This window comes from Mucilaginibacter sp. P19, from assembly GCF_050632265.1.
GTDB classification, from domain to species: Bacteria; Bacteroidota; Bacteroidia; order Sphingobacteriales; family Sphingobacteriaceae; genus Mucilaginibacter; species Mucilaginibacter gossypii.
In genome coordinates this window covers 2,442,423-2,465,258 of record NZ_CP192586.1, presented here as the reverse complement: position 1 = coordinate 2,465,258, position 22,836 = coordinate 2,442,423, and the positions used below count along the sequence as shown (strand labels likewise).

Below are 22,836 nucleotides of genomic sequence, written 5' to 3'. Positions count from 1 at the left end.
TTCCAATTATATATCAAGCTTATTGGTAAAGTGTTACTAACTCGCTCATTGGTTTACGCACTTTCGGCAATTTAAAGTTCCAATCGTTCGCCTCATCACGGTAACCAATCGCCATCAGCATTGAACTGCGAAGGCCTTTAGATTTCAGATCAAGAAATCTATCCAATTCCTGTGCGTTAAAACCTTCCATCGGCGTAGCGTCTACCCGCTCCAATGCCGCAGCAGCTACAGCGATACCCAGGGCTATATGGGCCTGCTTAGCGGCGTGATGAAAATTCTCCTCACTGCTAAATTTTGAAAAATAGTTTAATGCGAACTGGCGCTGACGATCTAAAGTGGTAGACACCTTTTCACGTTGCTGGTTCAAATAATCGAACACGCCGTTAATACGTTCAGGCGTGTAATCATCCCAGGGAGCAAAAACAAGCAGGTGAGATGATTCTACCACCTGCATTTGATTAGCAGCTATCGGCAATATTTGTTTTTTCAACTCGGCGTTGGTGATCATCAGTATTTCATAAGGCTGCAGGCCAATGCCCGAAGGTGCCAGTCTGGCGGCTTCAAGGATCCGGCCCATTACATCTTGAGGAACAACTGCACCGGTCATTCTTTTCGCAGCATAGCGCCAGTTAAGCGCACTGTTGATATCTAATTTTTCTGTTGTCATGATCTAAAACTTTTGCTGTAAAGGTCACGAGCTACAGGCGGTTGCCCGTTGATATAAAATAAAAAAGGCTATTGACTTTTATCAATCGGCAACCGAAAAAATCCCGCCAAATTATAATAACAAGCATACCTGGCAGTGCGGTTTAAACAGTCATATCATAAGAGCTGTCAAGACACACAAGGAAAGTTCTTGATAAATATCAATGGCCTTTCTTGCTTTTTATCAATGTGCATTTTGGGGAGGCGACAGAGATTTGCACTATGAAAAACGAAATCAATACAAACGTACCCGAAGAAAATAAAAAAACCGATGAACCGGTAAAAGCCACTACCGATCCTGAAGTAAAAGTTACCGCCCCTTTGAAAACGAAAGAAAAGAACTATAAAGCGCGGACCAGGCGCCCCTTGTTATTGTTAGCATTTTGTCTATCGGCTATCGTTAAGACATACGCGCAAGATCCGGCACTCCCTCCTACCAACCTTGGCCTTGCAAATGTTTACGATGGCGTGGCCGGTAAGCCGGGCTTCATTTACCAGGGCTACGCCCAGTATTTTCAGGCCCATCAGTTAAATGATGGTTTCGGCAGAAATACACATTCTGATTTGAAGGTTAACTCTCTTTTGCAAATGAACCAGTTGATCTATCTTTCACCGGTACGCCTGATGGGCGGCAACCTTGGCTTTACCGTGATAGTTCCTTTTGTACAAATCTCGGCATCAAACCTGGGTGGCCAGGCCTTTATCGTTAATCCCGGTGTTTTAGGCGATATTGTGCAGGGAACAGCTGTTCAATGGTCGGATAAGAAACTGTTTGGCAAACCGTTCTCGCACCGCGTAGAATTTGACATTAACGTACCGGTTGGCGGTTATGACAGCAGGTATAATATCAATCCGTCATCGCATGTATGGGCCTATGGCCTTTACCATGCCTTTACACTTATGCTGAGCGATCAGGTTAGTGTAAGTTCCAGGAATCAGTTCAATTACAATAGCCACTTTATTGGGCAAAAAAGTAAGGCAGGGGCGTATTACAATGGTAACTACTCCGTCGATTATTCGATTTTAAAAAGCTTGAAGATAGAAGCAGCAGCCTATTACTTAACGCAATTCAACCAGGATAGTTATAATGGCGACAACCATTACTACCAGGATAAATACGGTATCGATAACACCAAAGAGCGCGTATTTGGATATGGCCCGGGACTAGCTTATTTTGCACCGAACGGCGTTTTGCTTGAAGCCAAAGTATTTTTTGAAACAGCAGCAAAAAACCGCTTCGAAGGAACCCGCCCAACACTTCGGCTTGCTATCCCCCTATCAAAGTAATCCGTATGGCTTAAATAATAAACCGAATGTCCCCTTCCTCGATAAAAATTTATATATCAACAAGGAGCCTCTATATGAGGCTTTTTTATTAGTCCGTACTTTACGGACGGAGGCAAAAGCAGGCGTTGACAAAAGTCAATGTGCTTTCTTAACCCAGGTCAAGCGGCATTTCTGAACCATGAGACATTTTTGCACCATAGAAAAACATAAAATCATGAAAACAAAAATGACCCTCAAAGCAGCATTGCTGTTAGGCACTTTAGCAATAGGAACAGAGTTAAAGGCGCAATCAACGGATCCGGCATCTGATCCGCAGATCGAATCAAACACCAAAGCATTTTTAAAAGTACTTAATTCTGGCAACGGGAAACCTATCGAAACTTTGTCCCCAAAAGACGCCCGCGCGGTGTTATCCGGCGCACAAAGTTCTGTAAAGGTCGATCTTTCAGGGATTACCATAGCAGAAAAAACAATTACCGAAGACGGACAGTCCATCAGCATCAATATTGTAAAGCCGGCAAACGCTAAGGGAACACTTCCAGTATTCATGTTTTTCCATGGAGGTGGCTGGGTATTGGGTGATTTTGATGTTCATAAACGCATGGTTCGTGATCTTGTTGTCGAATCGGGCGCGGCTGCAGTTTTTGTTAATTATACCCCATCGCCGGAAGCCCACTATCCCGTAGCTGTTAACCAGGGATATGCCGCTACCAAATGGGTTGCAGAACATGGTAAAGAAATCGGAGTCGACGGAAATAACCTTGCGGTTGTGGGTAACAGCGTAGGTGGTAACATGGCCGCGGTTGTAGCTTTGATGGCAAAAGATAAAAATGGCCCAAAAATCAAGCTCCAGATGCTTTACTGGCCGGTAACCGACGCCAATTTTGAAACAGAATCTTACAATAAATATGCGACCGGCAGATTCCTTTCAAAAAGTATGATGCAGTGGTTTTGGGATAACTATACATCAGACCCTGAAAAACGCAAAGAAATTTATGCGTCGCCATTGCAAGCTACTGTTGATCAGCTTAAAGGTTTGCCGCCTGCAATCGTTCTGACTGCCGAAAATGACGTTTTGAGGGATGAAGGCGAAGCCTATGCCCGCAAGCTCGACCAGGCAGGTGTTCGCGTAAACGCGGTACGCTATAACGGCATGATCCATGACTGGGGCATGCTAAACGCCTTGGCCTACATTCCCGGCACAAGGAGCGCAATGACCGAGGGGGCAGCCGAACTCAAAAAGCATTTCAGGCTAAAGCAGTAGCTACCGCGCCACTAACTTCAACTAAATAACATCCTAATCCTTTATTACCTGCTGATTAATAATCAGCTTGGACGCCCGGTCTGCTCATGCTTTCCGGGCATTTTTTTGTACTGTGTAACCGCGTTCTGTTTCAATTTTACCCAAGCTGGGATTCTTATATTTGAGCATTTTAGATTTCTCCCAACTTGGTTTACCGAAATAAAATACAATAAATTCTTAATTATCAACAACATACAATAAAACGCATTGATAAATATCAATGCGTTTTTTTATTTCATGTCAATGTGTGGGCAAGCCCATTATATGACCTTTGAGATATCAACAACAACAAAAACTTAAGAAAATGTCACAGATAGTATTCATCACAGGAACAAGCTCAGGCTTCGGAAAATTAACTACAGAAACCCTTTCAACAGCTGGCTATACAGTTATAGCAGGAATGCGTGATATCGACGGAAAGAACGCAGAAGTTGCCAACCAATTGTCGCAGCTGCCAAATGTAGATGTAGTTGAGATAGACATAACCAAAGACGAATCGGTTACAAACGCCTTTGCAAATATGATAGCTAAATACGGCAGGATCGATGTATTGGTAAATAATGCGGCCGTTGCCGGTTTCGGTTTGCTGGAAGCCTATAGCTTAGACCGGATCCGCCAAATGTTTGAAGTAAACTTTTATGGTGTTGTCCGTACTTACCAGGCTGTGTTACCAACTATGAGGGCCGCAGGTAAAGGTTTGATTATCAATATTACTTCAGGGGCAAGCGGCCATACTATGCCGTTTATGATCCCATACCTGGCTTCAAAATTCGGCGTTGAAAGCATCACCGAAGGTTTACAGGACGAGCTGGCAGAATTCGGTATTGAGAATGTAAGCATTCAACCGGGCGTATATCCAACAGAAATGAACACCAGCCAGAAACAAGGTGTCAATTCAGACAAAGCAGCTATCACCGAGGCCTATGGCGATGCAGCCACTCAAAAATTCAACGCCATTGGAACAGCCCTTTTTGGTAAAATGCAGCAATTCAACATGGATCCTCAGGTTATTGCCAATGGCATCCTGGAACTCATCGAAATGCCGGCTGGTACACGACCACTCCGTAAACCACTTGATGCCATTGCTCAAGGTACCGATATCGAATTTATTGAAACCAGGGCCGCTATTAAAGCTAAATGGCTGGAAAAATACACCGCATAATAAATTCTAATTAAGAAATAATCTTTCATCATCATATAAAATGAAAAATCAACAATACAACAAGTTGGCATCCGGAGCAAAGTCAACACTATTGACCCTTGTCCTCGTTACTTTTTTATCGCTTGGAAAGTCAAATGCGCAGGCTCCCGGTATCGTTGGCATTGACCACGTTGGGATCAACGTACCTGATATTGACGAAGCTGTTAATTATTTTCATGACATGTTCGGTTTCACGCCGGTAACACAACTGGGGCCGTTCTCGATGCCGGCAGAATGGAAAAAGACTTTTTACATACATGAAAATGCAGACCAGGTTGAACTTAAAATGTTACGTGCCGGCGACGGATCAAACATCGAGTTATTCGCTTATAAACCAAACAGCGGTAGCAAAGAACAGCCGTATCGCGATGATATCAGTGCTACACACTTTGCATTATACACAAGCGACCTGAAGGCAACCAAAACCTACCTGGAATCCAAGGGTGTTAAGTTTCTGTCCGATATCCAATCAGGCGGCGGTGACACCGAAGGCGAAACCTGGGTGTACTTTGAAACTCCATGGGGAGCTACCATCGAGCTGAACAGCTATCCTCATGGTAAGGGTTACGAAAAACATAACCCGGCTGTTAAGCTTTGGACTGCTTCATCAAATATCGAGCTAAGCCCGGCTACATATTCTAAAGCTGAACTTAAAAAAATCGCAGACCTGCAGATTCAAATTTGGGACAATACCGACGAACAAAGCCGGTCAGCACAATTGACAGAGCTATACACGGATGACATTGTTTTCTTTGACAGAAGCGGCTGTGATCAAAGGGCTTAAAGACCTGAACGCCCGGATCACACAATTGCAGCATCAGAATCCAGGCTTCAAATTCAGTATGATCAAGATTGATAACAGCGCCAATGTGGTACGATATTATTGGAATTATGGTCCGAAGTCTAACCCGAAACTTATTTCAGGTATGGACCTAATGATCTTGGAAAATGGAAAAGCCAGGTCTCTGAACGTGTTCCTGGACAAATTACCTGCAGCCAAAAAATAACAACCATCAAATTTTTGAGCCATGAAAATATTTCAAATCAATTTCCAAACGGCTTCCAAATACAATTCGCAAATAAAGCAAAGTGGTGCTCCTAAAAGGAGCGCCGCTTTATTAATTGCTGTTGTTGCCATATTTATCAGAGTAATTTCTCACAATTACGTATTTGCCCAATCGATTAATAAAGAGGCACTTTCAGACAATGCATTGGTTAAGAAACTCCCTGGTTTCAAAAGCGAATTTTCCGAGGTGAATGGCGTGAAACTTCATTACGTTGAAGGCGGTACGGGGAAAATACTCGTTTTATTGCCAGGTTGGCCGCAAAACTGGTGGGAATACAGCAAAGTCATGCCGGAACTTTCGAAGAAATACCATCTGATAGGAGTTGATTACCGAGGCATGGGTTCATCTGATAAGCCAGCCAACGGATATGACAAGAAAACTATCGCCTCAGATATATATGGGCTGCTGCAAAAATTAGGTTACAAGAAGGCTTTTATTGCAGGGCATGATATTGGCGCACAGGTTGCCTTCAGTATTGCCGCGAACTACCCAGACCTGACTGAAAAACTTATTATCATGGACGTACCACACCCCGACGAGATCCTTCGCTGCTGTGACTATGTTGCCGGCGCTGGGAACGCCGACGGACAAACTTGACCCTGCCCGACCGTTCCTTTGGTGGTTTGCATTTAATCAAATGCGGGGCATGCCGGAAGATTTGCTGGAAGGTAGGTTTGCATTGGCTCAAAAGTATATCTTTCATTATCTTTTGAAAGATGACAGATCGATCAACGCGTTTGACCGCGCTGTTTACGCCAACATTTATAATAACAGGGACGCTATCAGAGCAGGCAACGGATGGTACCAGGCATTTGCACAGGATATTGCCGACTATAAAACTTATAGCAAATTATCTATGCCAGTGCTGGGAATCGGGGGTCCAGGTTATAATTGGCTGAAATATTCGCTACCTGAAAAAACTTCGAATTTAAAAGTTGAAAAGGTGGAAAACAGCGGGCATTTTATAGTCGAGGAGCAACCCTCGGTTGTCATCCAGGACATCATCGAGTTTTTAGACTAACTGTTGAGAAGCCCACTAATTGAAATTAGTGGGCTTTTTACTATTTGAACATCTCTTTTCTGACAATAGACCCTATGAGCTTGATCGTAAATGGTCTTGTATGGGAACAGAAAGCGAACCTGCCAAATTACCTGAAACACGAGGATTTTAATTAAATATGATGCTTTCTGATCCGGCTTAATGTTTCCGGTTTAACACCCAGATAACAGGCAAGCATGTTTTGTGAAAAACGCATGGAGTATTGCGGTTGGTTTTTGAGCAGATCATAATATCGCTCTTCCGCGGTCATGCTAAGCGCGGCGTTGATCCTTTTTTGATTATAGATCAGCTGTTGTTTTTGATACTCAGAAAACATCTGGGCGAAAGCAGGTACCGACGCTATCAATAGTTCAATTTGCGACCGGTTGAGTATCAACAGTTCTGTATCTTCCATAACTTCGATATGATATCCGGAGCATTCATTTTGGTTGAAGCTTGCCTGATCGGTTATCCACGTGTTTTCCAATCCGAAGGCGACAATTGACTCCTGTCCGCGTTCATTAATTGAAAACATCCGAGTCGATCCCTTAATGATAAAACCGATGTATTTGCAAATATCGCCCTCCTGCAGAAAGTACTGGCGCTTTCGTAGTTTTTTAAGTTTTACAGATTCCACGATCAGTGTTTTTTGCTGATTGCTGAGCGACATGCCCGATATTGCTGTAATATACTTAAACAGCTCCCAATGAGCCGGCCCTGCAAGTGTCCGTACAGCGGGGTCGCCTGGCATACGGTATTCAACATTTTGTACAAAGAGAGAGCTTATTTCCGAGTTATTCTTGCCTACAATATTGTTAGTGTACATACGATGTCTGTTTTGTTGTACACACTATGCCAAAAAACAACCAAATATTTACAAGCCTAATAATCAGCAATTTAATATTTAAAAATCAAAATTCTATCGAAATATCGAAGATTCCCGAAAGCATAAACACCAAAATACCGGCAACAAGAAACGGTGAAGCATTGACAAATATCAACAGAACTTTTTAGTATAGATCAATGGGTAAATGACAGAGCCTTAATATTTTGCCGATTCAGATCCCAGATAGCCATTTACCATAACACTGTGGGCAAAACGTGAATAACGAAGAATTTACTCCATATTGCTGAGAATGCACCAAATACTTTTTAATGATAAAAGACAAGTGAATATGAAACCAAACAAAGCCCTTGCCATCGCTGGATTTACAGCGATCACCTTAAATACAATAATGCTTAAGCTTGCTAAAATTTTAGACATTAAAGCGGAAAGCGGCGGCTTATTGAAGTTAACACTGAAAATACTGCCGAGTTTCCTTCCCAATGCAACTTTTATTAAAACAGACTGGTTTTGGATCCTGTTCCATTTTGGAACCGGAGCGGTCATGGTTATCATCTATGCTGCGTTCTTTAACAAGTCGGCGCTCTCTACATTCTTTAAGGGTTTATTATTTTCGCTATTTCCCTGGGTTGTTAATGGCGTGGTTGTCTTACCCACATTAAACCAGGGAATATTTGGCTTAAAAGCACTACCCCTATCGGGTGTTTTCTACTTTTTTCTTGCCAATCTCCTGTTTGGTTTTACGTTAAGCCAATTTTATGAAATGTTAAGAAGGTCAAGCTGATTTATCAGGCTCTATATTCTATAACTTCAGAAAACCATTTTAAAAAACGGATAAAGTGCGTTTAAATTCCCTAATGGGCTCAAACAAGAGATCATGCCTTTTATATTATAATATATTCTGTTACAGTGATAATCGCTGTGTAAGATTTACAAAAGTCAACTCAGAGCTACTTTTCGACCTGGTCAACAAATCACAATTTTATATTTCTTACACAATAGCGAACACTTAAAAGTTCCTCTACTAAATTCGAAACGATCTTATTTTTATATGATATTATCTTTTTATACTTTAGAATAAAGTAAGTAGCATAATAAGGTCAATTAGTGGCCATTTGGTGAGCATCCAGTGAGCGGTGTCGAAAACCCCAATATTGATATTGACAGTGAGCCCGTTATGTGATTTTTCACGTTCCCTCCGACTCCACTAAGTTCAATGTTAAAACAGAATAAAATCCTGAAAATCAAACAATTGAAGGCTTTTGTTTTTTAGTCAAATGACTATTATTCATCAATTCGCAATAAAAAGGAGCGTAATTCGGTGAGTAAATTTTAAAAATTCCCCACTCCCTAAAACGACATATAACTTTGATAATCAATGTATTAAAATTTTCAAAATCTTGTAAAGATGTAGTTGTAAGCTTAATTTTGTTTCACTTTTTAATGCTTAAAACATTATGAAAACTAATTTCAGCTTGCTTTTTTATTTAAACTATCAAAGCGGCCTGGTGCCGATTTATCTACGTATTACTGTAAACGATAAGCGTTCGGAAACTACCACCGGGCGCGAGTATGATCCCAGCCCCTATGGAACAGCATTGCTGGCCGATTAAAAGTAACTAAAGAAGACACTAAATCTTTTAACGCATATTTAGACACTTTGCAAAAACAAGTTTATGAAGCGCACAGTCAATTGACCGAGTAGAAATGTGGATATTAACAAAACGTAAAAAAACAGATACCCCAAGCCGTATTCCATTATTACCATCTGTCTTAACTCTACTTGATAAATACACAGATCATCCAATTTGCAGTAATCTAGGTAAAGCCCTTCCGGTAACTGGTTACTAACCGGAGAAGGAAAAATGGTTAAATCGGGTGTTTTTGAGGCCGCTATCCCTGACAGCAATACGACTTGCTTCACAGAATGCGGGGTATATTGCACATACCCCAGACAGTACAAAACGTACAGGTGTAACAAAAGCCGCAAAAACCGCCCCCTGCTACGTTTTTCAACCCCCAGAATTATATCTGTCAACAATGAAAAGACAAAAATATTCTGTACGTTCCTGTGGATAAGCGTATGGATTTGGCCTCCATTCGGCCGCCTGTAATTCACACCAAAAACTTTCCGATGTACCTTGCTGACCTGGTTATCATGCGGATGGACCGTGACGAAAGCATCGTCAGTATCTCTCCCCCTAAATAGCGGCCGTGAAGCTTAAGAACGAACATATCAAACAACTGATCAAGGAAATTATGACGAAGCAAGGGCTGACCGCACACTAATGCTGCTGATCGCGGCTAAATACTTAACTCAGTACACTCCAAACTGTAAAAAGAAGATGAGATTGGGGTACTTCTGGTAGAGATCTCAACTAATTTATTTTCTTTTATTGAAGGAGTAATCCGCATTGCCGGAGATGCCCGAATGCATCATGTAAGTACCAGATATTAAGTTATTTAAAACGAGTATTTTGATTATTTTTGGTTCTTGTAACGTTGAAACGTAAACCTAATATTTACATTTAGAAATCTTATTCCCGGCTGTCGATTTCCAATGTAAGTTTAACCTGCAAGTGTCAAGGAATTGTACAGGGATTTTGCTCTGGGCAATATCTTAAATCGATCTTCGGGTTGCCGATAGCACGATGCTATTCATGCCAGTCACTAATCTTTTGATTTTATAACCCCTGTGCGGCCTTTTTTCCTATATTAGTTAGGAATAAACCTTACTGATGAATATCACACCAAAACTAAAGCGTCATACTGGCTTTACTCTTATTATATCTTGTTTTATTGTCGCCTGTTCGGATAAATTTCACGAGCCCGAACCTCTCAAGATCACAACTCCGAAAATTGTGTCGCTTAGTATCGATTCCGGTGCTTATAATACGCCTGTAACCATAACCGGTACCGGTTTTGGGAAAGATACAGCCAGCAACCAGGTTATGTTCAACGGGCATAAAGCGGCTATAAGCAGCGCAACTACTACCAAAATTATAACAACCGTGCCCGAAAATGCCGGCACAGGCAACCTCACCATAACCACCGGCGGACTTACCGCCACTGGCCCTGTATTTAAATACCTGCAACCTGCCGTAAAACCCGACTCACTATACATCGTATCGCTTAGCCCCGACTCCGGTACATACAATACTTCTGTAACAATTAACGGCCTTGGCTTTAGCAGCACAGTTGCCAATAATAAGCTCTTATTTAATGGAAAGGCAGCCGTCATCAGCGCAGCAACTGCCATGGCAATCACCACCACCGTACCACAAGATGCGGGCACCGGCAGGGTTACTATCCAGGTAAACGGCAAATCTGCCTCTGGCCCCATTTTTAAATACATAATTCCTGTTATAAAACCCGTCATCACGTCTTTAAGCGTTTCGCAAGGGCTCATCGGTACCGGCGTTGTTATTAACGGCACCGGCTTTAGTCCGGTAATTAATAACAATAAACTATTTTTTAATGGTCAAGCAGCAACTATAACTGCGGCAACTCCAACCAGCCTCGCTACAACCGTTCCGGCCGGGGCAACTACGGGCCCTGTTACGATCGTGGTAAACAACAATACTGCACAGGGCCCTGTGTTTACTGTAAAAGCGCCGCTTACCATCGCCAAACTGAGCGCCACAACAGGCGTATACCGCGATGCCATTACCATAACCGGCACGGGATATAGTGAGGACATGTCGGCAATACAAGTTTACGTAAACGGGAAAAAAAGCGATGTGCTTTCGTCTTCTGCCACACAAATATTGTTTGGCGTACCACTATCTGCGGGTACCGGAGTAGTGAAAGTAGTGGTTAACGGCGCGGCAATTAACGGCCCGGTGTTTACCTATATGTTATCGTCCGTAGCAGACGTAATTACTTTAAGCCAACCAGATCCCAGCGGTAACACTACCGACTTTTTGAAAGTACCAACCGGGGTAGGCGTGGATAGCCTCGGCAATATTTATATTGGCGACAGCGGCCATAGTGCTGTTAAAAAAGTTAGTGCCCATGGAAGCTTATCTACATTTGCCGGAGGCACCGCCGGCTTTCAAGACGGCAAAGGCGCCAGCGCAAAATTTTACAATCCGGCAAATGTAGCAGCCGACGCAAATGGTAACCTATATGTAGCCGACCCCTATAACCGTGCTATCCGTAAGATAACGCCCGATGGTAACGTTTCAACAGTTTACACAGGCGACTACCAGCCGTTTGCCATAGCAGCGGATAAGGCCGGGAATATCTATTTTTCGGGAGGCACAACGCCTACCCTGCTGATGAAAATGAGCACAGATAAAAAGGTAACTGTATTGGCAGGTAGCAATACCACCGGTTTTAAAAACGGCACTGGCAACATGGCCTTGTTTGGCGAAATATTGGGTATCGCTGCCGACGCTGCCGGGAACATTTACGTAGCCGACGCCGCGAACAACCTTATCCGAAAAATCACCCCGGCCGGTAACGTTTCAACCCTGGCAGGCACGGGTGCCGCAGGCAAGGCCAACGGCGCCGCACTAAAAGCATCTTTTGACAGGCCGTGCGGGGTGGCGGTAGACGCCGGCGGGAATGTATATGTTGCAGACTATCACAACTGGCTTATTCGCAAAATAAGTGCTGCCGGGCAGGTAACGACTGTAATAGGTAAACCCACGTCATACACCCAAAATATTGATGGGAATGTTGATTTTGCTGTTATACCTGAACCTAATGCCATTGCGGTTGATGCGTCAGGCTTACATATTTATGTGATCGAGCGAGATTTCAGCTCGCTAAGGAAGATCACCATAGTGGTAGAGTAACAGTGGCCACAACTGATCTTAAACATTTTTAATCTGTTTTCAGTCTATCAAGTTCGCAAATTAACTTATGATTAAAATTTAATCATAAGTTAATTTGCGAAAAATAAAACCGCCTTGCTGCATTTGAGCGGTCAATGCGTTGAACCTTGGCTGGGTTTTGGCCGGGAACGGTTAAACTAAAAAGTAGTATCTCATGGATGCAGATTTTAAGCTCTTTGTATAAGTCGTTGCATGAGCAGGTGTTATGACGAATTAACGTGGTTATTTAATTTCCATGAGCTCGGTTGATTGCATAAATTGTGTTACGGCTGAATTAATTACAGGCAGCCGTTTTCAATTATTTGGATTTTTCATCCATTGTTTATAAACTTTGAAAGCCTGGGTTCAATATTCAGTTAGCGGAAGACGTGCGAAAATGGTTACCTACTTTTGCGGCGATGCTGCTAAGTTCATTACCGGCGCGGAGCTCGTCATGGACGGCGGCGTGAGCCTGGCTTAATCGCTGTAACGGTCGTTACGCCAGGGATAAGCCGTGTTGGAATAACCACGCTCTTCCCAGAAACCCAGCTTGTTCTCTGTCAGGAACTGGATGCGTTTGATCCATTTGGCGCCTTTCCAGGCATAGAGCTGCGGCGTGATCATGCGGCAAGGGCCGCCATGTTCCTGGGGCAGCGGCTGACCGTCGAACGTGTGGACTAATAGTACATCCGGCTTCAGCGCTTCTTCCAAAGCGATATTGGTGGTATAAGTATCGTAACCATAACAAAGCAGGTGCGTCGCTTCGGGCTTGGGCTGCACCAACGCGGCCAGGTCGATAAGGCTGACGCCTTTCCAGTGCATATCCAGCTTGGACCAGGTGGTAACGCAATGAAAGTCGGATGTATCTTTCGTTTGCGGCAGGGTCATAAAGTCTTTCCAGGTCAGCACGACCGGGTGGTCTACAGCGCCGTCAATGGTCAGCCGCCAACGTTCCTGCGGAATATTGGGATGGTAACCCAGGTCAAGGACAGGCCACTTGACCGTTTTGGTCTGTCCGATCGGGATTGTGGGCATGCCATGACGGTTAGGCGGGCCGGAGCCTTTCGGCTGATCGTCCGCCAGTGAAGGCGTCGCCTGCATCTGCTGCTCGAAGCGTGCTTTAAGTTTCATCCGCGCTTCTATAATACGTTCCAGTTTTTCCGGTTCTTCCATACGCTAAGTTAAGCATTTAATGCTTCGGCTAGCAAACGATAAGACTTTAGCCGGGCCTGCTGATCATAAATGTGCGAAGTCGCCATCCGTTCATTGATACCCGTGCGCTCAATAAAATCATTCAGTTGCGCCTGTACCGTTTCCTTGCTACCAAAGAAGGAATAGGTCAGCATCTGCATTGCTGCTTCCTGTTCAGCCGCGCTCCAGATGTCGGCCATACTTTCTACAGGCGGTCGTAAGGGATGCCTTCTGCCGGTAATAATGCCCTTGAACAATTGCTGTAAGGAAGTGGCGAGGTATTGCGCCTCTGCATCCGTATCCGCTGCCACTACATTCACACAGGCCAGCACATAGGGCTCGGACAAATGACGGGATGGCTTAAAAGTTTTCCGGTAGAATTCAATAGCCTGCAGAAAATAGGGCGGTGCGAAATGGCTCGCGAAAGCATAAGGCAGGCCTTTGGCAGCCGCCAGTTTAGCGCTGTCCAGGCTGGAACCGAGTATCCAGACCGGGATGTCCAAACCCTCGCCGGGAACGGCGCTGACCCCGTTCGGATGATCGCCCGCAAAATAATGCTGGAGCAATGCCACATTCTGCGGAAAGTGAAAGGCTGCATTCATGTTCTCCCCTGATGGCCAGGGCCGTCGCCTGATCGCTGCCTGGCGCCCTGCCCAATCCCAGGTCAATCCGGCCCGGATAGAGCGTTTCCAGCGTACCGAACTGCTCGGCGACTACCAGGGGTGAATGATTGGGCAACATAATACCGCCCGAGCCGACACGGATCGTGGAGGTCTTACCGGCGATATGCCCGATCAGCAAACTGGTAGCGGAACTGGCCACGCTCACCATATTATGATGTTCGGCGAACCAGTAGCGCGTGTAGCCTAAAGCTTCTGCCTGTTGGTGGGTAGCCCATTACTTTGCAGGCCTGTGATACGCTACCTAAATGCTAGGCGAGTTCTAATATACCCAGTTTGTTCCTGATGATCTTTGCTTGTGTTGTCATTATTCGAATCTCAGTCACGTTCTTTAATTTATCGTAATTGTCAGATTAAATTGTGACTATCTCAAGTAATCCTTATCAAATCGGCATAAGTGAATCGATAAACATCGCCTGCTATGAAACTCAAACAAGTATTTAAAGTCATGAGGTGTGATTTTGTCCTTTAGCGTGATGAATGAGTTGTTACCATAACTTGCCAATTATTGCTTGGAAGATTATAAAGAACATTGCAAGCTTCACGTATTGCATTGGGGTGTAACATATTTGCGTGCATTTTCTTCCGGGTGTTCATTTCATGGATTATATGGTGAAAAATCTATGAACCGCGACGTAAAGAGAGTCAAAGAATTGCCCCTCAGGACTTGATCAATTGAAAAATCCCAAAACCTTTCAGTCCCGCCGGTTTCTATACCTGCTTCCTCATTGACATGAACTATGGCTCTGCCGCTCAGTTGTATTGTTTCTCCGTTTGTAAAATCAAGCAGTAAAATCCCGGCGGGAGGATTAACGTAAAAATTCCCAAGCGTATTAAACATACTGTTGCCGGGGTAATCGGGGATTCGTAAAGTACGCTCATCTTTAAGTTGTATAAAACCGATATTCCCTCCCCTGTTTGACATATCGGCGTTTCCCTGGTCGTCCGCACTGGCGACAAATATCGTATCGGTCCTGCTGAGCCAATCTTTTAAATCACCGGCATTGTTTGTGGGGTTAACCCGATCGTAAAAGAGGTCTCTTCGCTGTATGTATTTCGGACAAACAGAATATACTTGGCAAATCCTGATCACTAACAAGTCGCCGTTTCTGCTTATACGCCCGTTGATACGTAAACGGCGCCGGCTGACCATGTCTATGCATAAAAGCCCTATGCCTGACTTTTCAGTAATATTTGTCCAAAAAATATCAGATCTGTCCGACAGAATCAAAGAAAGGTTAATAGTCAGATGTTGGTGATCTGATAACGAGATAAAGCCCTTTGACCCGGACAACACAGATGCCCATAATCCTCCCTCCGCGTCCACCGATGCTGCATAAATAACCTGTTGCTCTTGTAGGAACATGGCTGAGCTACCTGTAATTTTATCGCTTATCATTGCTGCATTGCGGGAAGCCATCGCACTTTCACCTGATTCCCTTTGAATGTATTTTTCTCCTCTGTGAAATATGCTGCTTGCCATCTTTCAGATTTTAAATAATGATTTAACTGTTACCCGATACCTGTTCCGTTTCAAAAGCAGGTGATCCTAAATGTTAAAAAACAGCTGTAGAATATCAGTCCCGTTCTGTCTATTGTTTGTTTGATAGTAAATCAAAAAAACGTGCCTGAGCGACTGAGGCGGATATTGCTCCTTTCTGTTCTTTTTTGCCGGGATCAAAAAATCGCTGACCTGCAAAACTTTTCATCTTATTCCAAGTAATACTTCTGCTGCAAATTCAGCGATCATCAGGGTAGGTGCATTGGTGTTGGCTGTGGGTATCCGGGGCATGACTGAAGCATCTGCTATGGTAAGCCCTTCTACTCCATATACTTTAAGCCGATCATTGACGACCGCATCGCCCCCTTTGCCCATAGAACAGGTACCTGCAGGATGAAAATAGGTAGAACATGCGTCACGCAGGAAGTGTCTGATCTCACTGCGGTCAAGTCTTCTGTCCGGTGCCACCCAGCTCTTCAGGATCGCATTCAGTTCGGGTTCTTCTGCCAGATCCATGCAAAATTCAATTCCTTTAACCAATGCCTCAAAATCGTCCGGATCCTGAATTAAATTCGGCTGGATTTCAAGGGGAGAGTCAGGCGAAGCGCCGGTCATCCTGATATATCCTCTACTCTTGACATCGACGAGGGTTACAAAAACACTGAAGGCATTTTCGGGAACCGGATATCGTTCAGAAATTTCAGCCGTCAGAATAGGATACTGGATCGGAATTAGCATCAGATCTGCTTTTTTAATTCCGGATTGCTTTTCCAGTACAGGTTAATTCCGCCGAGGTTGTAGGTGAGTTCTCCGAGTGGCTTTAAAAACTGATAGGTTACCGAAACTAACGGATGATCCTGAAAATTCTTACCAACACCCGGCAGATTTACTTTGGTTTCGATACCTGTTTTTTTCAGTTCTGTCTGCATCACCGATTCCTGAGAGCATGAGTATCCTCGGGCTTTCTATAGCCCCCGCACACAGAATGGTCTCTTTCAGCGCCTGCACATTAACAACCTCTCCGTCTTTTATAAAAGCCAGCCCGGTGCATTTTTCGTTATCAATAATCAATTTAATGACTCTTGCTCCCGTGAGGATAGTAAGGTTTTCAGCATGCATGACAGGTTTCAGATAACCGGTAAACGGACTGCTCCTCGTACCCTTGTCAATATTCATACTCATTGGGCCGGCACCCAACGGTTCAGCGATATTTGAATCATCCATATAGGGCAGCCCATAGGTTCCCGCTGCACGAATAACTGCCGCATCTATCTGATGAAGATTCGCAGGACGAGCTACGTGGATAGGACCTCCAGCTCCGTGAAGAGCATTTGCCCCGGTATCCCAGTCTTCGATTTTTTTAAACAGGGGTAAAACGGACCCGTAGTCCCAACCCTGGTTGCCAGCCTTCTCCCAATCGTCATAATCGTGCCTGTTGCCCCGCGCCCAGACCATTGCATTGATGCTTCCGGAACCACCCAGCAACTTCCCTCTAGGCGCGTAAATAATCCTGTTATTAATTACCGGTGTTGGCTGATATTGATAAAGATAATCCTGGGCAGAGCCTATGTTTTCCAGCCAGCGGAGCGGGTTTTTGATCCGGTCCAGATCGTCAGCACCTTCGCCGGCCTCCAATATCAAAATATTTGCTTCTGTACTTTCGGAAAGACGTCTTGCCAATACGCACCCCGCCGAACCGGCCCCCACAATAATGTAGTCATAACTGATAGTCAGCCGGGATTTACCCTCAGCTGATACATTCACTGTTTCTTCCAACTTTTTCATAAACAAATACCTAGTTGATATAAACTGAATGAATACCGTACCAAAAAAACTAACAATTTAATTACCAACTACTTAAACAAAAAAAGAAATGTGTAACTATTGAAATAAAGTAATTATACGATCTATTAACTAAATATCGATAGTTTATAAATGCCGCAAACGGCCTTTAATTGCAGATAACTCTTGCATCGATCAACCTTAAACATGCTAAAACACTAAGCCAAATCTAACGGTTAAATATCGCCACCATCAGTATCGATATTTAACTAATTGTTTCGCGATTTTACTTTATATCACGAATTGAAAAACAAGAAAATCAGCAAATCACTACATATCAATCAATTACAAAAAAGGCATTCAATTTGAATACATAGCGAAAAAATAGATCTGACATGCGTTGAGCGCGAAAAGCAAGCTGCCTTAAAAAACAAGCTCATGCGTATCAGCAAGTAATCACAGTTATACATAGCAATCAAAAAGTCATGAAAAAGACATTAAAAAAAGTAATTACAAGACACCTCATTACGGTTTCAGCCATTATTCTAACCGCTATTTTTTACGGAATCGATGCGGCGGCACAAGAGCAGCCTTCGGTTAAGAACATCGTCATCGTGCATGGAGCACTAGCTGATGGTTCTGGATGGCAGGGTGTTTTTAAAGTTCTTACTAAACAGGGTTATCATGTAACCATTGTACAAAATCCGTGTACTTCACTGAAAGCGGATGTTGATGCGACTAACTTTGCTGTAAGCAAGATGGATGGCCCTGTAGTTTTAGTTGGCCATTCCTGGGGTGGTACGGTAATCACTCAGGCAGGAGTCAACCCTAAAGTAAAAGCCTTGGTTTATGTAAATGCTTTTCAGCCTGAGCTTGGTGAAAACACGGTCAGTCTGGCCACCAGTCTGCCACCCAAACTCGAAAATGGCTTGCTTCCACCCGACTCGAGTGGTAATGTTTACTATGACAAAGCGAAATTCCATGCAGGTTTTTGTGCAGACGTATCTCAGGATTTAGCCGATTTCATGTTTGCTTCCCAGGGATTTATACCGGGAGCCGCATTTGGGACACCGGTAACCGAAGTAGCGTGGAAAATGAAGCCGACTTTTGGTATTTCATCCTATGATGACAAAAGTATCAACCCTGACATTACGATGAACATGTACCACAGATCGAAAAGTATCATAACCAGGATCAAAGGCAGCCATGTAGTCTTTATTACGCACCCTAAGGAAGTTGCAGACGTGATCATAGCGGCTTCAGTAAAAGCCGGTTCAAAATAACTTGTGATGTCTGGCAGTTAAGAGGCTGGCATTTTTTCAATCTGTTTTACGGAGCACTCTTTTTGAAAAACTCATCATTTAAAAATGATTGGTTAAGCTCAAAAATAGTAAATGATGAGTGCAGCCGCACTTTCCTGACTGAATCAGAAGAGAACAGTGTATTGCCTGTTATGTTTTCATGCCTAAGTAATCGGCTCAATAATAAAATTGTTTACGTATCGCTACCGGGTTCATTATATGAGCGGATGGATATATCAGAGAAGGGGTTCTACGCTTCAGATTTGAATTTTATTTGCAGCTGAAAAAGGCACGAAAGTTTCCCGACGATTACCGGACCTGATCATGTGCATCTGCGCGTTATGACCGAATGGAGACAGCACAGCGCTTCATTTTAAACCCGTGAACCGAGGCGCGATCCGTGATAAATCAGGTGTATGGGTGCTGGTTATAACCGGTACATATCTATCAATAGCAACGACACTTTATCTCAAACGGAAGGGTAGTTTTGCATTGTAGTAAATCACAGATGTATTAAATACGGCATAATTAGGGCCATGTCGCTTAAGCACAATGATCAATACTGATAGCACCGGCTGAAAAGCTTTTGGATAACTTTTATTAATGATAATGCAGAAATGTTCAGCCAGGCCCGATTCTCACATTCAAAATCAGGCACATGATGGATTTAAAAAGTAAATATGGCTTTTCTCTGATTGAGTTCATTAATCGCGATCTCCAATTAGATGAATATACTATTAATTTAATAAGCGACAATTGCAAGGAATTAACTTTTGCTAAAGGTGATATTATTTTAAAACAGGGCGAAGTAAGTAAATATGCTTACTTCATCGTTTCCGGAGAAGGCAGATCTTTTTACACAGATTTTACAGGAAAAACCACCACCTGGCTGTTCCATTTCAATAATGCCTCAAGTAATATCAAAAACTTGTTTATGGTAGATTATAAAAGCTTTCTGACCGGAAAGCCGGGAACTTTGGGAATAGAAACACTTTCCGAAGTTAAAGCTGTACGTTTAAGTTATAAACAGGTAAGACTTTTGCTTAAACATTCACCGTCATATGAAAAATGGACCAGACTGCTTAATGAAAAAGTTTTTATAGTGGCCTATAACAGGGTCTTTACTTTACTGACAATGAATGCCACTCAGCGATATGAAAAACTACTCGCTGAAGAGCCTTACCTTTTAATTTTGTTTTCGAACTATTATATTGCTTCTTACCTAAACATAACCCCTCAGTCTCTCAGCAGAATCAGAAAGAACCTTGTGAAAATTCCCATTTCCGGGCATGGTCAAGTATCTCATTAAAAAACAAAAGATTGCGTTTACAATCTTTTGTTTTTTTCATCTTAATTCACCTGATTGCCCGGTCTTGCCCCCGGCGGACCCAGGATAGCGTCACCGAGTTTTTCAGAAACTGCCATAAACAATTCGATATCGTTTTTTTCTGAGCCGTCAGACCCGGGTTTATACGGAATACCCGTCAGTCGGATCAGTTCTGCAAATCCACTGGGAGATGAAATAGTTATACCTCTGCTGGGCACAGGGGCCGAAGCCGCAACCACGTGCGGTGCTCCTTTAGGTATAAAGGCCGTTTCACCTGGTTTCAGTACGATTACCTCTTCATCCAGGTATACAGTAAACTCACCTTCCAATACATATATGCTTTCGGAGTATTGATTGTGCACATGTAAAGGTGTCTCAACTCCGGGGGAAAAGGTTCCCTCGATCAGGTCGTAAAGACCGCCGGATTGCTTTTCGTCGCTCAGGATCTCAACACCGGTTCCGAATAACCAAAATTTTTGTTTCATATCACTTAATTTATAACAATTTAAATCGAACTATTACAACGAATCAACAATAGTGTCCGAGATAACGTAAGACGTGGCAAACATCACTAATCCTTAAAACTGAAATATTACCATATGGTAATAAATGAAACAAAAGACTGAATATTTCCCACTAACTAAACTTAAGGCGGGTTGGCTGTCCTTTTTCCAGAATCATGAGCCGACTGCCAATATCAAGTACAGAGAACGCAGTCGCCAAAACCTCTGCGCCTTCCGTATAATGGGACCAACCTTCGTGGTGCAAAGGGATAATTCTGGCACGCGGAAAACAGAAAGCGGTATCAATCGCATCGTTCGTGTCCATGGTTACATTAAAAGGCCCCTTGGGCTTTGCCGCTCCGGCGAAGATAAAGACGTAATCCGGATCAAAACGTTTGGCAACTTCCAACACCCCTTCGTAAAATACCGTGTCACCCGTGATGTAGAGACTAAACTCTTTTGAGCCATTGACCTGCAACACAAAACCGGTCACATCACCCTGCATTTCATCGGTACCGGATGGACCGTGCCTTGCTGGTGTAGCGGTTGCCGTCATTTGCCGGCCGTCTGGCAAATCTATTTCGACATTTTCCCAGGGGGATAAGCCTAAGGCTCCATTTTTCAACCGCTGGGCAGCGGCCGGCGTGGTAATTGTATGTCCTACTTTAAACATTAATTCCCGCCCCGCATGATCCAGGTTATCCGAATGCTGGTCATGGCTCAAAAGAACAAGATCAATGACACCGACATCATTTGTGGCCGGTCCGGAAAGCTTGCTTATGGTTAGTTTGTTATCAATCTTGAAAGAAGTGCCTTCCAGATCAAGTGTAGGATCCGTAATGATCCTTAAACCTCCAATTTCTAATACAAGAGTCGGACCGCCTATATAGATGGCCGTCAATTGAGACTCATTTAAATTTTCTGTCATATCTTTTTTTAATGGTTGCTTTTTTCCCGGTTTAATACTTAAGCTGTTGCCGGATTAACTGTTTGTTACAGTTCGGGAGACAACCATCCACCTCAGCGGTTCACACTCCTGCCCGCTAACAACATCATATTCCTGCATCAATTTTGCGAAAAGCCAAAGTGATGCGGGAAATCCCGAACAAAATCATAGCATCTGCTAAATATTAAAGGAAGGATCGATGCACCAAATAAATACGGCTACTTTCTATTGAACACTTTAATTCCTTTTGACTTTCCTATCAAGGAAGTCACGGATAGCTCCGGCAATTTCAGTACCCGAACTTTCCAATGCAAAGTGGCCCGCGTCAAACAGATGATATTCCAGATTTTTTACATCTTTTTTGTAAGCTTCCGCTCCTGCAACAGGAAATATATAATCGTTTTTTCCGTAAACGATTAACATTTCAGGACTTTGGGTGCGAAAATACTCCTGCCATTGCGGATACATCGTAACATTGGTCTGGTAATCGTAAAAAAGGTCGAGCTGGATCCTGCCATTTTCCGGTCTCTCGAGATGACGCAGGTCAATCTCCCAGTTATCCGGGCTGATGACACTTGCATCAGGCACCCCGTGAGTATATTGCCATTTCAGCCCATCGGGGCTATGGAAACCTTTCAACGTCTCTTCGGCAACCAAGTCGTTTTTATCTTTCCAATATGCTTTAATCGGGTCCCAGAATGCCTCCAACCCTTCATCATAGGCGCAACCGTTTTGTACGATCAGGGTGTCGATCCTTTCAGGGTGTTTATAAGCTAACCGCCAGCCAACGGGCGCACCATAATCCATCAGGTAAAGGCTATATTTATTAATGCCTAAAGTTTCGAGCAACTCTTCGATAATAATAGCGAAATTATCAAAGGTGTAATCGAAGTCCGTTATAGGTGGCTGTTCGCTTCTTCCGTATCCAGGGTAATCTGCAGCGATCAGATGGTATTTGTCAGATAAATCTGCTATTAAATTCCGGAACATGTGAGAGGAGCTCGGATATCCGTGCAGTAATACCAAAACGGGCGCGTCCTTAGGACCGGCTTCCCTGTAAAAAATGTTAACACCTTTGATTTGAATGTACTTGTGTTGAGTTTGATTTTCCATGACGTTAATTGTTTAACAATCAATGGTGAATTTAATGCCACATAAATAAAGCACTGTTTATCAATTATTTAAAATACAAAAAACATTTTCACCTAACGACATTTCGTGATCCTGCAGTGTAGCCTCGATATAACGACAATTGTCTACACTCACTTAAAAGACTTTGTGTATGATCATTTTTTAAGGCCGAGCACTGGCATGCAGGCTGCTGATCCGGAATATTTAA

Annotated in this window: 21 protein-coding genes and 1 pseudogene; 12 read left to right on the top strand and 10 right to left on the bottom strand. The window is 43.4% G+C overall.

The genetic code is table 11. The features are described from left to right. Positions 1 to 19 precede the first annotated feature (19 nt). On the bottom strand, positions 20 to 667 hold the full coding sequence (locus ACQ86K_RS11830) for a nitroreductase family protein (protein ID WP_091176491.1): 648 nt from the start codon (positions 665 to 667) through the stop codon (positions 20 to 22). 260 nt (positions 668 to 927) lie between these two features. Between ACQ86K_RS11830 and ACQ86K_RS11825 the strand changes: the two genes are divergently transcribed. The 7 genes from ACQ86K_RS11825 (at position 928) to ACQ86K_RS11795 (ending at position 6,584) form a co-directional block, all read left to right on the top strand. Then, positions 928 to 1,992: a SphA family protein gene (locus ACQ86K_RS11825; RefSeq protein ID WP_091176489.1), complete on the top strand. Its 1,065-nt coding sequence runs from the start codon at positions 928 to 930 to the stop codon at positions 1,990 to 1,992. Between the two features lie 214 nt (positions 1,993 to 2,206). Further along, a complete protein-coding gene (locus tag ACQ86K_RS11820; protein WP_431200426.1) occupies positions 2,207 to 3,256 on the top strand; it encodes an alpha/beta hydrolase in 1,050 nt (349 codons plus the stop codon). A gap of 343 nt (positions 3,257 to 3,599) precedes the next feature. Continuing rightward, positions 3,600 to 4,457 carry an SDR family oxidoreductase gene (locus ACQ86K_RS11815; protein ID WP_091176487.1) on the top strand — a complete coding sequence of 286 codons (858 nt, stop codon included), beginning with the start codon at positions 3,600 to 3,602 and terminating at the stop codon, positions 4,455 to 4,457. A 40-nt stretch (positions 4,458 to 4,497) separates the two neighbouring features. Continuing rightward, a complete protein-coding gene (locus ACQ86K_RS11810; RefSeq protein ID WP_431200425.1) occupies positions 4,498 to 5,280 on the top strand; it encodes a VOC family protein in 783 nt (260 codons plus the stop codon). After that, positions 5,264 to 5,503 (top strand): hypothetical protein, encoded by a 240-nt coding sequence (locus ACQ86K_RS11805; RefSeq protein ID WP_431200424.1) that lies wholly within the window; start codon positions 5,264 to 5,266, stop codon positions 5,501 to 5,503. The genes ACQ86K_RS11810 and ACQ86K_RS11805 overlap by 17 nt, the downstream gene beginning before the upstream one ends. 21 nt (positions 5,504 to 5,524) lie before the next feature. Continuing rightward, complete coding sequence (locus ACQ86K_RS11800) at positions 5,525 to 6,160, top strand: alpha/beta fold hydrolase (protein WP_431200423.1); 636 nt, start codon at positions 5,525 to 5,527, stop codon at positions 6,158 to 6,160. Further along, positions 6,123 to 6,584 carry an alpha/beta fold hydrolase gene (locus tag ACQ86K_RS11795; RefSeq protein ID WP_431200991.1) on the top strand — a complete coding sequence of 154 codons (462 nt, stop codon included), beginning with the start codon at positions 6,123 to 6,125 and terminating at the stop codon, positions 6,582 to 6,584. The genes ACQ86K_RS11800 and ACQ86K_RS11795 overlap by 38 nt, the downstream gene beginning before the upstream one ends. Positions 6,585 to 6,735: 151 nt before the next feature. Here the strand turns inward: ACQ86K_RS11795 and ACQ86K_RS11790 are convergent, their stop codons facing one another. Then, positions 6,736 to 7,428: a Crp/Fnr family transcriptional regulator gene (locus ACQ86K_RS11790; protein ID WP_256337585.1), complete on the bottom strand. Its 693-nt coding sequence runs from the start codon at positions 7,426 to 7,428 to the stop codon at positions 6,736 to 6,738. Between the two features lie 349 nt (positions 7,429 to 7,777). On the opposite strand from ACQ86K_RS11790, the gene ACQ86K_RS11785 reads away from it, so the two are divergent. The 3 genes from ACQ86K_RS11785 (at position 7,778) to ACQ86K_RS11775 (ending at position 12,248) form a co-directional block, all read left to right on the top strand. Beyond that, on the top strand, positions 7,778 to 8,230 hold the full coding sequence (locus ACQ86K_RS11785) for a hypothetical protein (protein ID WP_143020921.1): 453 nt from the start codon (positions 7,778 to 7,780) through the stop codon (positions 8,228 to 8,230). A 673-nt stretch (positions 8,231 to 8,903) separates the two neighbouring features. Next, positions 8,904 to 9,059 (top strand): Arm DNA-binding domain-containing protein, encoded by a 156-nt coding sequence (locus tag ACQ86K_RS11780; RefSeq protein WP_176844613.1) that lies wholly within the window; start codon positions 8,904 to 8,906, stop codon positions 9,057 to 9,059. A 1,125-nt stretch (positions 9,060 to 10,184) separates the two neighbouring features. Beyond that, the gene (locus ACQ86K_RS11775) at positions 10,185 to 12,248 is read left to right on the top strand and encodes an IPT/TIG domain-containing protein (protein ID WP_431200422.1); all 2,064 of its coding nucleotides are present in this window, start codon (positions 10,185 to 10,187) and stop codon (positions 12,246 to 12,248) included. 495 nt (positions 12,249 to 12,743) lie between these two features. Here ACQ86K_RS11775 and ACQ86K_RS11770 read toward each other — a convergent pair whose 3' ends face one another. From ACQ86K_RS11770 to ACQ86K_RS11750, 5 genes and pseudogenes are all read right to left on the bottom strand, one after another. Further along, entirely contained in the window at positions 12,744 to 13,439 is a 696-nt protein-coding gene (locus ACQ86K_RS11770) for a sulfite oxidase-like oxidoreductase (protein ID WP_431200421.1), read from the bottom strand. Between the two features lie 8 nt (positions 13,440 to 13,447). Then, positions 13,448 to 14,288, bottom strand: a pseudogene (locus ACQ86K_RS11765) (LLM class flavin-dependent oxidoreductase). Between the two features lie 447 nt (positions 14,289 to 14,735). Continuing rightward, positions 14,736 to 15,620 (bottom strand): pyridoxamine 5'-phosphate oxidase family protein, encoded by an 885-nt coding sequence (locus ACQ86K_RS11760; protein ID WP_091176292.1) that lies wholly within the window; start codon positions 15,618 to 15,620, stop codon positions 14,736 to 14,738. Between the two features lie 222 nt (positions 15,621 to 15,842). Then, positions 15,843 to 16,376, bottom strand: coding sequence for a GMC oxidoreductase (locus ACQ86K_RS11755; RefSeq protein WP_431200420.1), 534 nt, complete (start codon positions 16,374 to 16,376; stop codon positions 15,843 to 15,845). 129 nt (positions 16,377 to 16,505) lie between these two features. Then, the gene (locus ACQ86K_RS11750) at positions 16,506 to 17,423 is read right to left on the bottom strand and encodes a GMC family oxidoreductase (RefSeq protein WP_431200419.1); all 918 of its coding nucleotides are present in this window, start codon (positions 17,421 to 17,423) and stop codon (positions 16,506 to 16,508) included. A gap of 482 nt (positions 17,424 to 17,905) precedes the next feature. Here ACQ86K_RS11750 and ACQ86K_RS11745 point away from each other — a divergent pair, with 482 nt between their 5' ends. Continuing rightward, entirely contained in the window at positions 17,906 to 18,703 is a 798-nt protein-coding gene (locus ACQ86K_RS11745) for an alpha/beta hydrolase (protein ID WP_431200418.1), read from the top strand. Between the two features lie 676 nt (positions 18,704 to 19,379). Continuing rightward, positions 19,380 to 20,030 carry a Crp/Fnr family transcriptional regulator gene (locus tag ACQ86K_RS11740; RefSeq protein WP_431200417.1) on the top strand — a complete coding sequence of 217 codons (651 nt, stop codon included), beginning with the start codon at positions 19,380 to 19,382 and terminating at the stop codon, positions 20,028 to 20,030. A gap of 41 nt (positions 20,031 to 20,071) precedes the next feature. Here ACQ86K_RS11740 and ACQ86K_RS11735 read toward each other — a convergent pair whose 3' ends face one another. The 3 genes from ACQ86K_RS11735 to ACQ86K_RS11725 form a co-directional block, all read right to left on the bottom strand. Continuing rightward, a complete protein-coding gene (locus ACQ86K_RS11735) occupies positions 20,072 to 20,533 on the bottom strand; it encodes a cupin domain-containing protein (protein WP_091176301.1) in 462 nt (153 codons plus the stop codon). A 151-nt stretch (positions 20,534 to 20,684) separates the two neighbouring features. Next, on the bottom strand, positions 20,685 to 21,479 hold the full coding sequence (locus ACQ86K_RS11730) for an MBL fold metallo-hydrolase (protein ID WP_431200416.1): 795 nt from the start codon (positions 21,477 to 21,479) through the stop codon (positions 20,685 to 20,687). A gap of 255 nt (positions 21,480 to 21,734) precedes the next feature. Beyond that, positions 21,735 to 22,610, bottom strand: coding sequence for an alpha/beta fold hydrolase (locus tag ACQ86K_RS11725; protein ID WP_091176305.1), 876 nt, complete (start codon positions 22,608 to 22,610; stop codon positions 21,735 to 21,737). Positions 22,611 to 22,836 lie beyond the last annotated feature (226 nt).

Excerpts from the sequence above, each read along its gene's own strand:
- ACQ86K_RS11830 (WP_091176491.1), bottom strand. The coding sequence starts at position 667 with ATGACAACAGAAAAATTAGATATCAACAGTGCGCTTAACTGGCGCTAT.
- ACQ86K_RS11825 (WP_091176489.1), top strand. The coding sequence starts at position 928 with ATGAAAAACGAAATCAATACAAACGTACCCGAAGAAAATAAAAAAACC.
- ACQ86K_RS11820 (WP_431200426.1), top strand. The coding sequence starts at position 2,207 with ATGAAAACAAAAATGACCCTCAAAGCAGCATTGCTGTTAGGCACTTTA.
- ACQ86K_RS11815 (WP_091176487.1), top strand. The coding sequence starts at position 3,600 with ATGTCACAGATAGTATTCATCACAGGAACAAGCTCAGGCTTCGGAAAA.
- ACQ86K_RS11810 (WP_431200425.1), top strand. The coding sequence starts at position 4,498 with ATGAAAAATCAACAATACAACAAGTTGGCATCCGGAGCAAAGTCAACA.
- ACQ86K_RS11800 (WP_431200423.1), top strand. The coding sequence starts at position 5,525 with ATGAAAATATTTCAAATCAATTTCCAAACGGCTTCCAAATACAATTCG.
- ACQ86K_RS11795 (WP_431200991.1), top strand. The coding sequence starts at position 6,123 with ATGTTGCCGGCGCTGGGAACGCCGACGGACAAACTTGACCCTGCCCGA.
- ACQ86K_RS11790 (WP_256337585.1), bottom strand. The coding sequence starts at position 7,428 with ATGTACACTAACAATATTGTAGGCAAGAATAACTCGGAAATAAGCTCT.
- ACQ86K_RS11785 (WP_143020921.1), top strand. The coding sequence starts at position 7,778 with ATGAAACCAAACAAAGCCCTTGCCATCGCTGGATTTACAGCGATCACC.
- ACQ86K_RS11780 (WP_176844613.1), top strand. The coding sequence starts at position 8,904 with ATGAAAACTAATTTCAGCTTGCTTTTTTATTTAAACTATCAAAGCGGC.
- ACQ86K_RS11775 (WP_431200422.1), top strand. The coding sequence starts at position 10,185 with ATGAATATCACACCAAAACTAAAGCGTCATACTGGCTTTACTCTTATT.
- ACQ86K_RS11770 (WP_431200421.1), bottom strand. The coding sequence starts at position 13,439 with ATGGAAGAACCGGAAAAACTGGAACGTATTATAGAAGCGCGGATGAAA.
- ACQ86K_RS11760 (WP_091176292.1), bottom strand. The coding sequence starts at position 15,620 with ATGGCAAGCAGCATATTTCACAGAGGAGAAAAATACATTCAAAGGGAA.
- ACQ86K_RS11755 (WP_431200420.1), bottom strand. The coding sequence starts at position 16,376 with ATGCTAATTCCGATCCAGTATCCTATTCTGACGGCTGAAATTTCTGAA.
- ACQ86K_RS11750 (WP_431200419.1), bottom strand. The coding sequence starts at position 17,423 with ATGAAAAAGTTGGAAGAAACAGTGAATGTATCAGCTGAGGGTAAATCC.
- ACQ86K_RS11745 (WP_431200418.1), top strand. The coding sequence starts at position 17,906 with ATGAAAAAGACATTAAAAAAAGTAATTACAAGACACCTCATTACGGTT.
- ACQ86K_RS11740 (WP_431200417.1), top strand. The coding sequence starts at position 19,380 with ATGATGGATTTAAAAAGTAAATATGGCTTTTCTCTGATTGAGTTCATT.
- ACQ86K_RS11735 (WP_091176301.1), bottom strand. The coding sequence starts at position 20,533 with ATGAAACAAAAATTTTGGTTATTCGGAACCGGTGTTGAGATCCTGAGC.
- ACQ86K_RS11730 (WP_431200416.1), bottom strand. The coding sequence starts at position 21,479 with ATGACAGAAAATTTAAATGAGTCTCAATTGACGGCCATCTATATAGGC.
- ACQ86K_RS11725 (WP_091176305.1), bottom strand. The coding sequence starts at position 22,610 with ATGGAAAATCAAACTCAACACAAGTACATTCAAATCAAAGGTGTTAAC.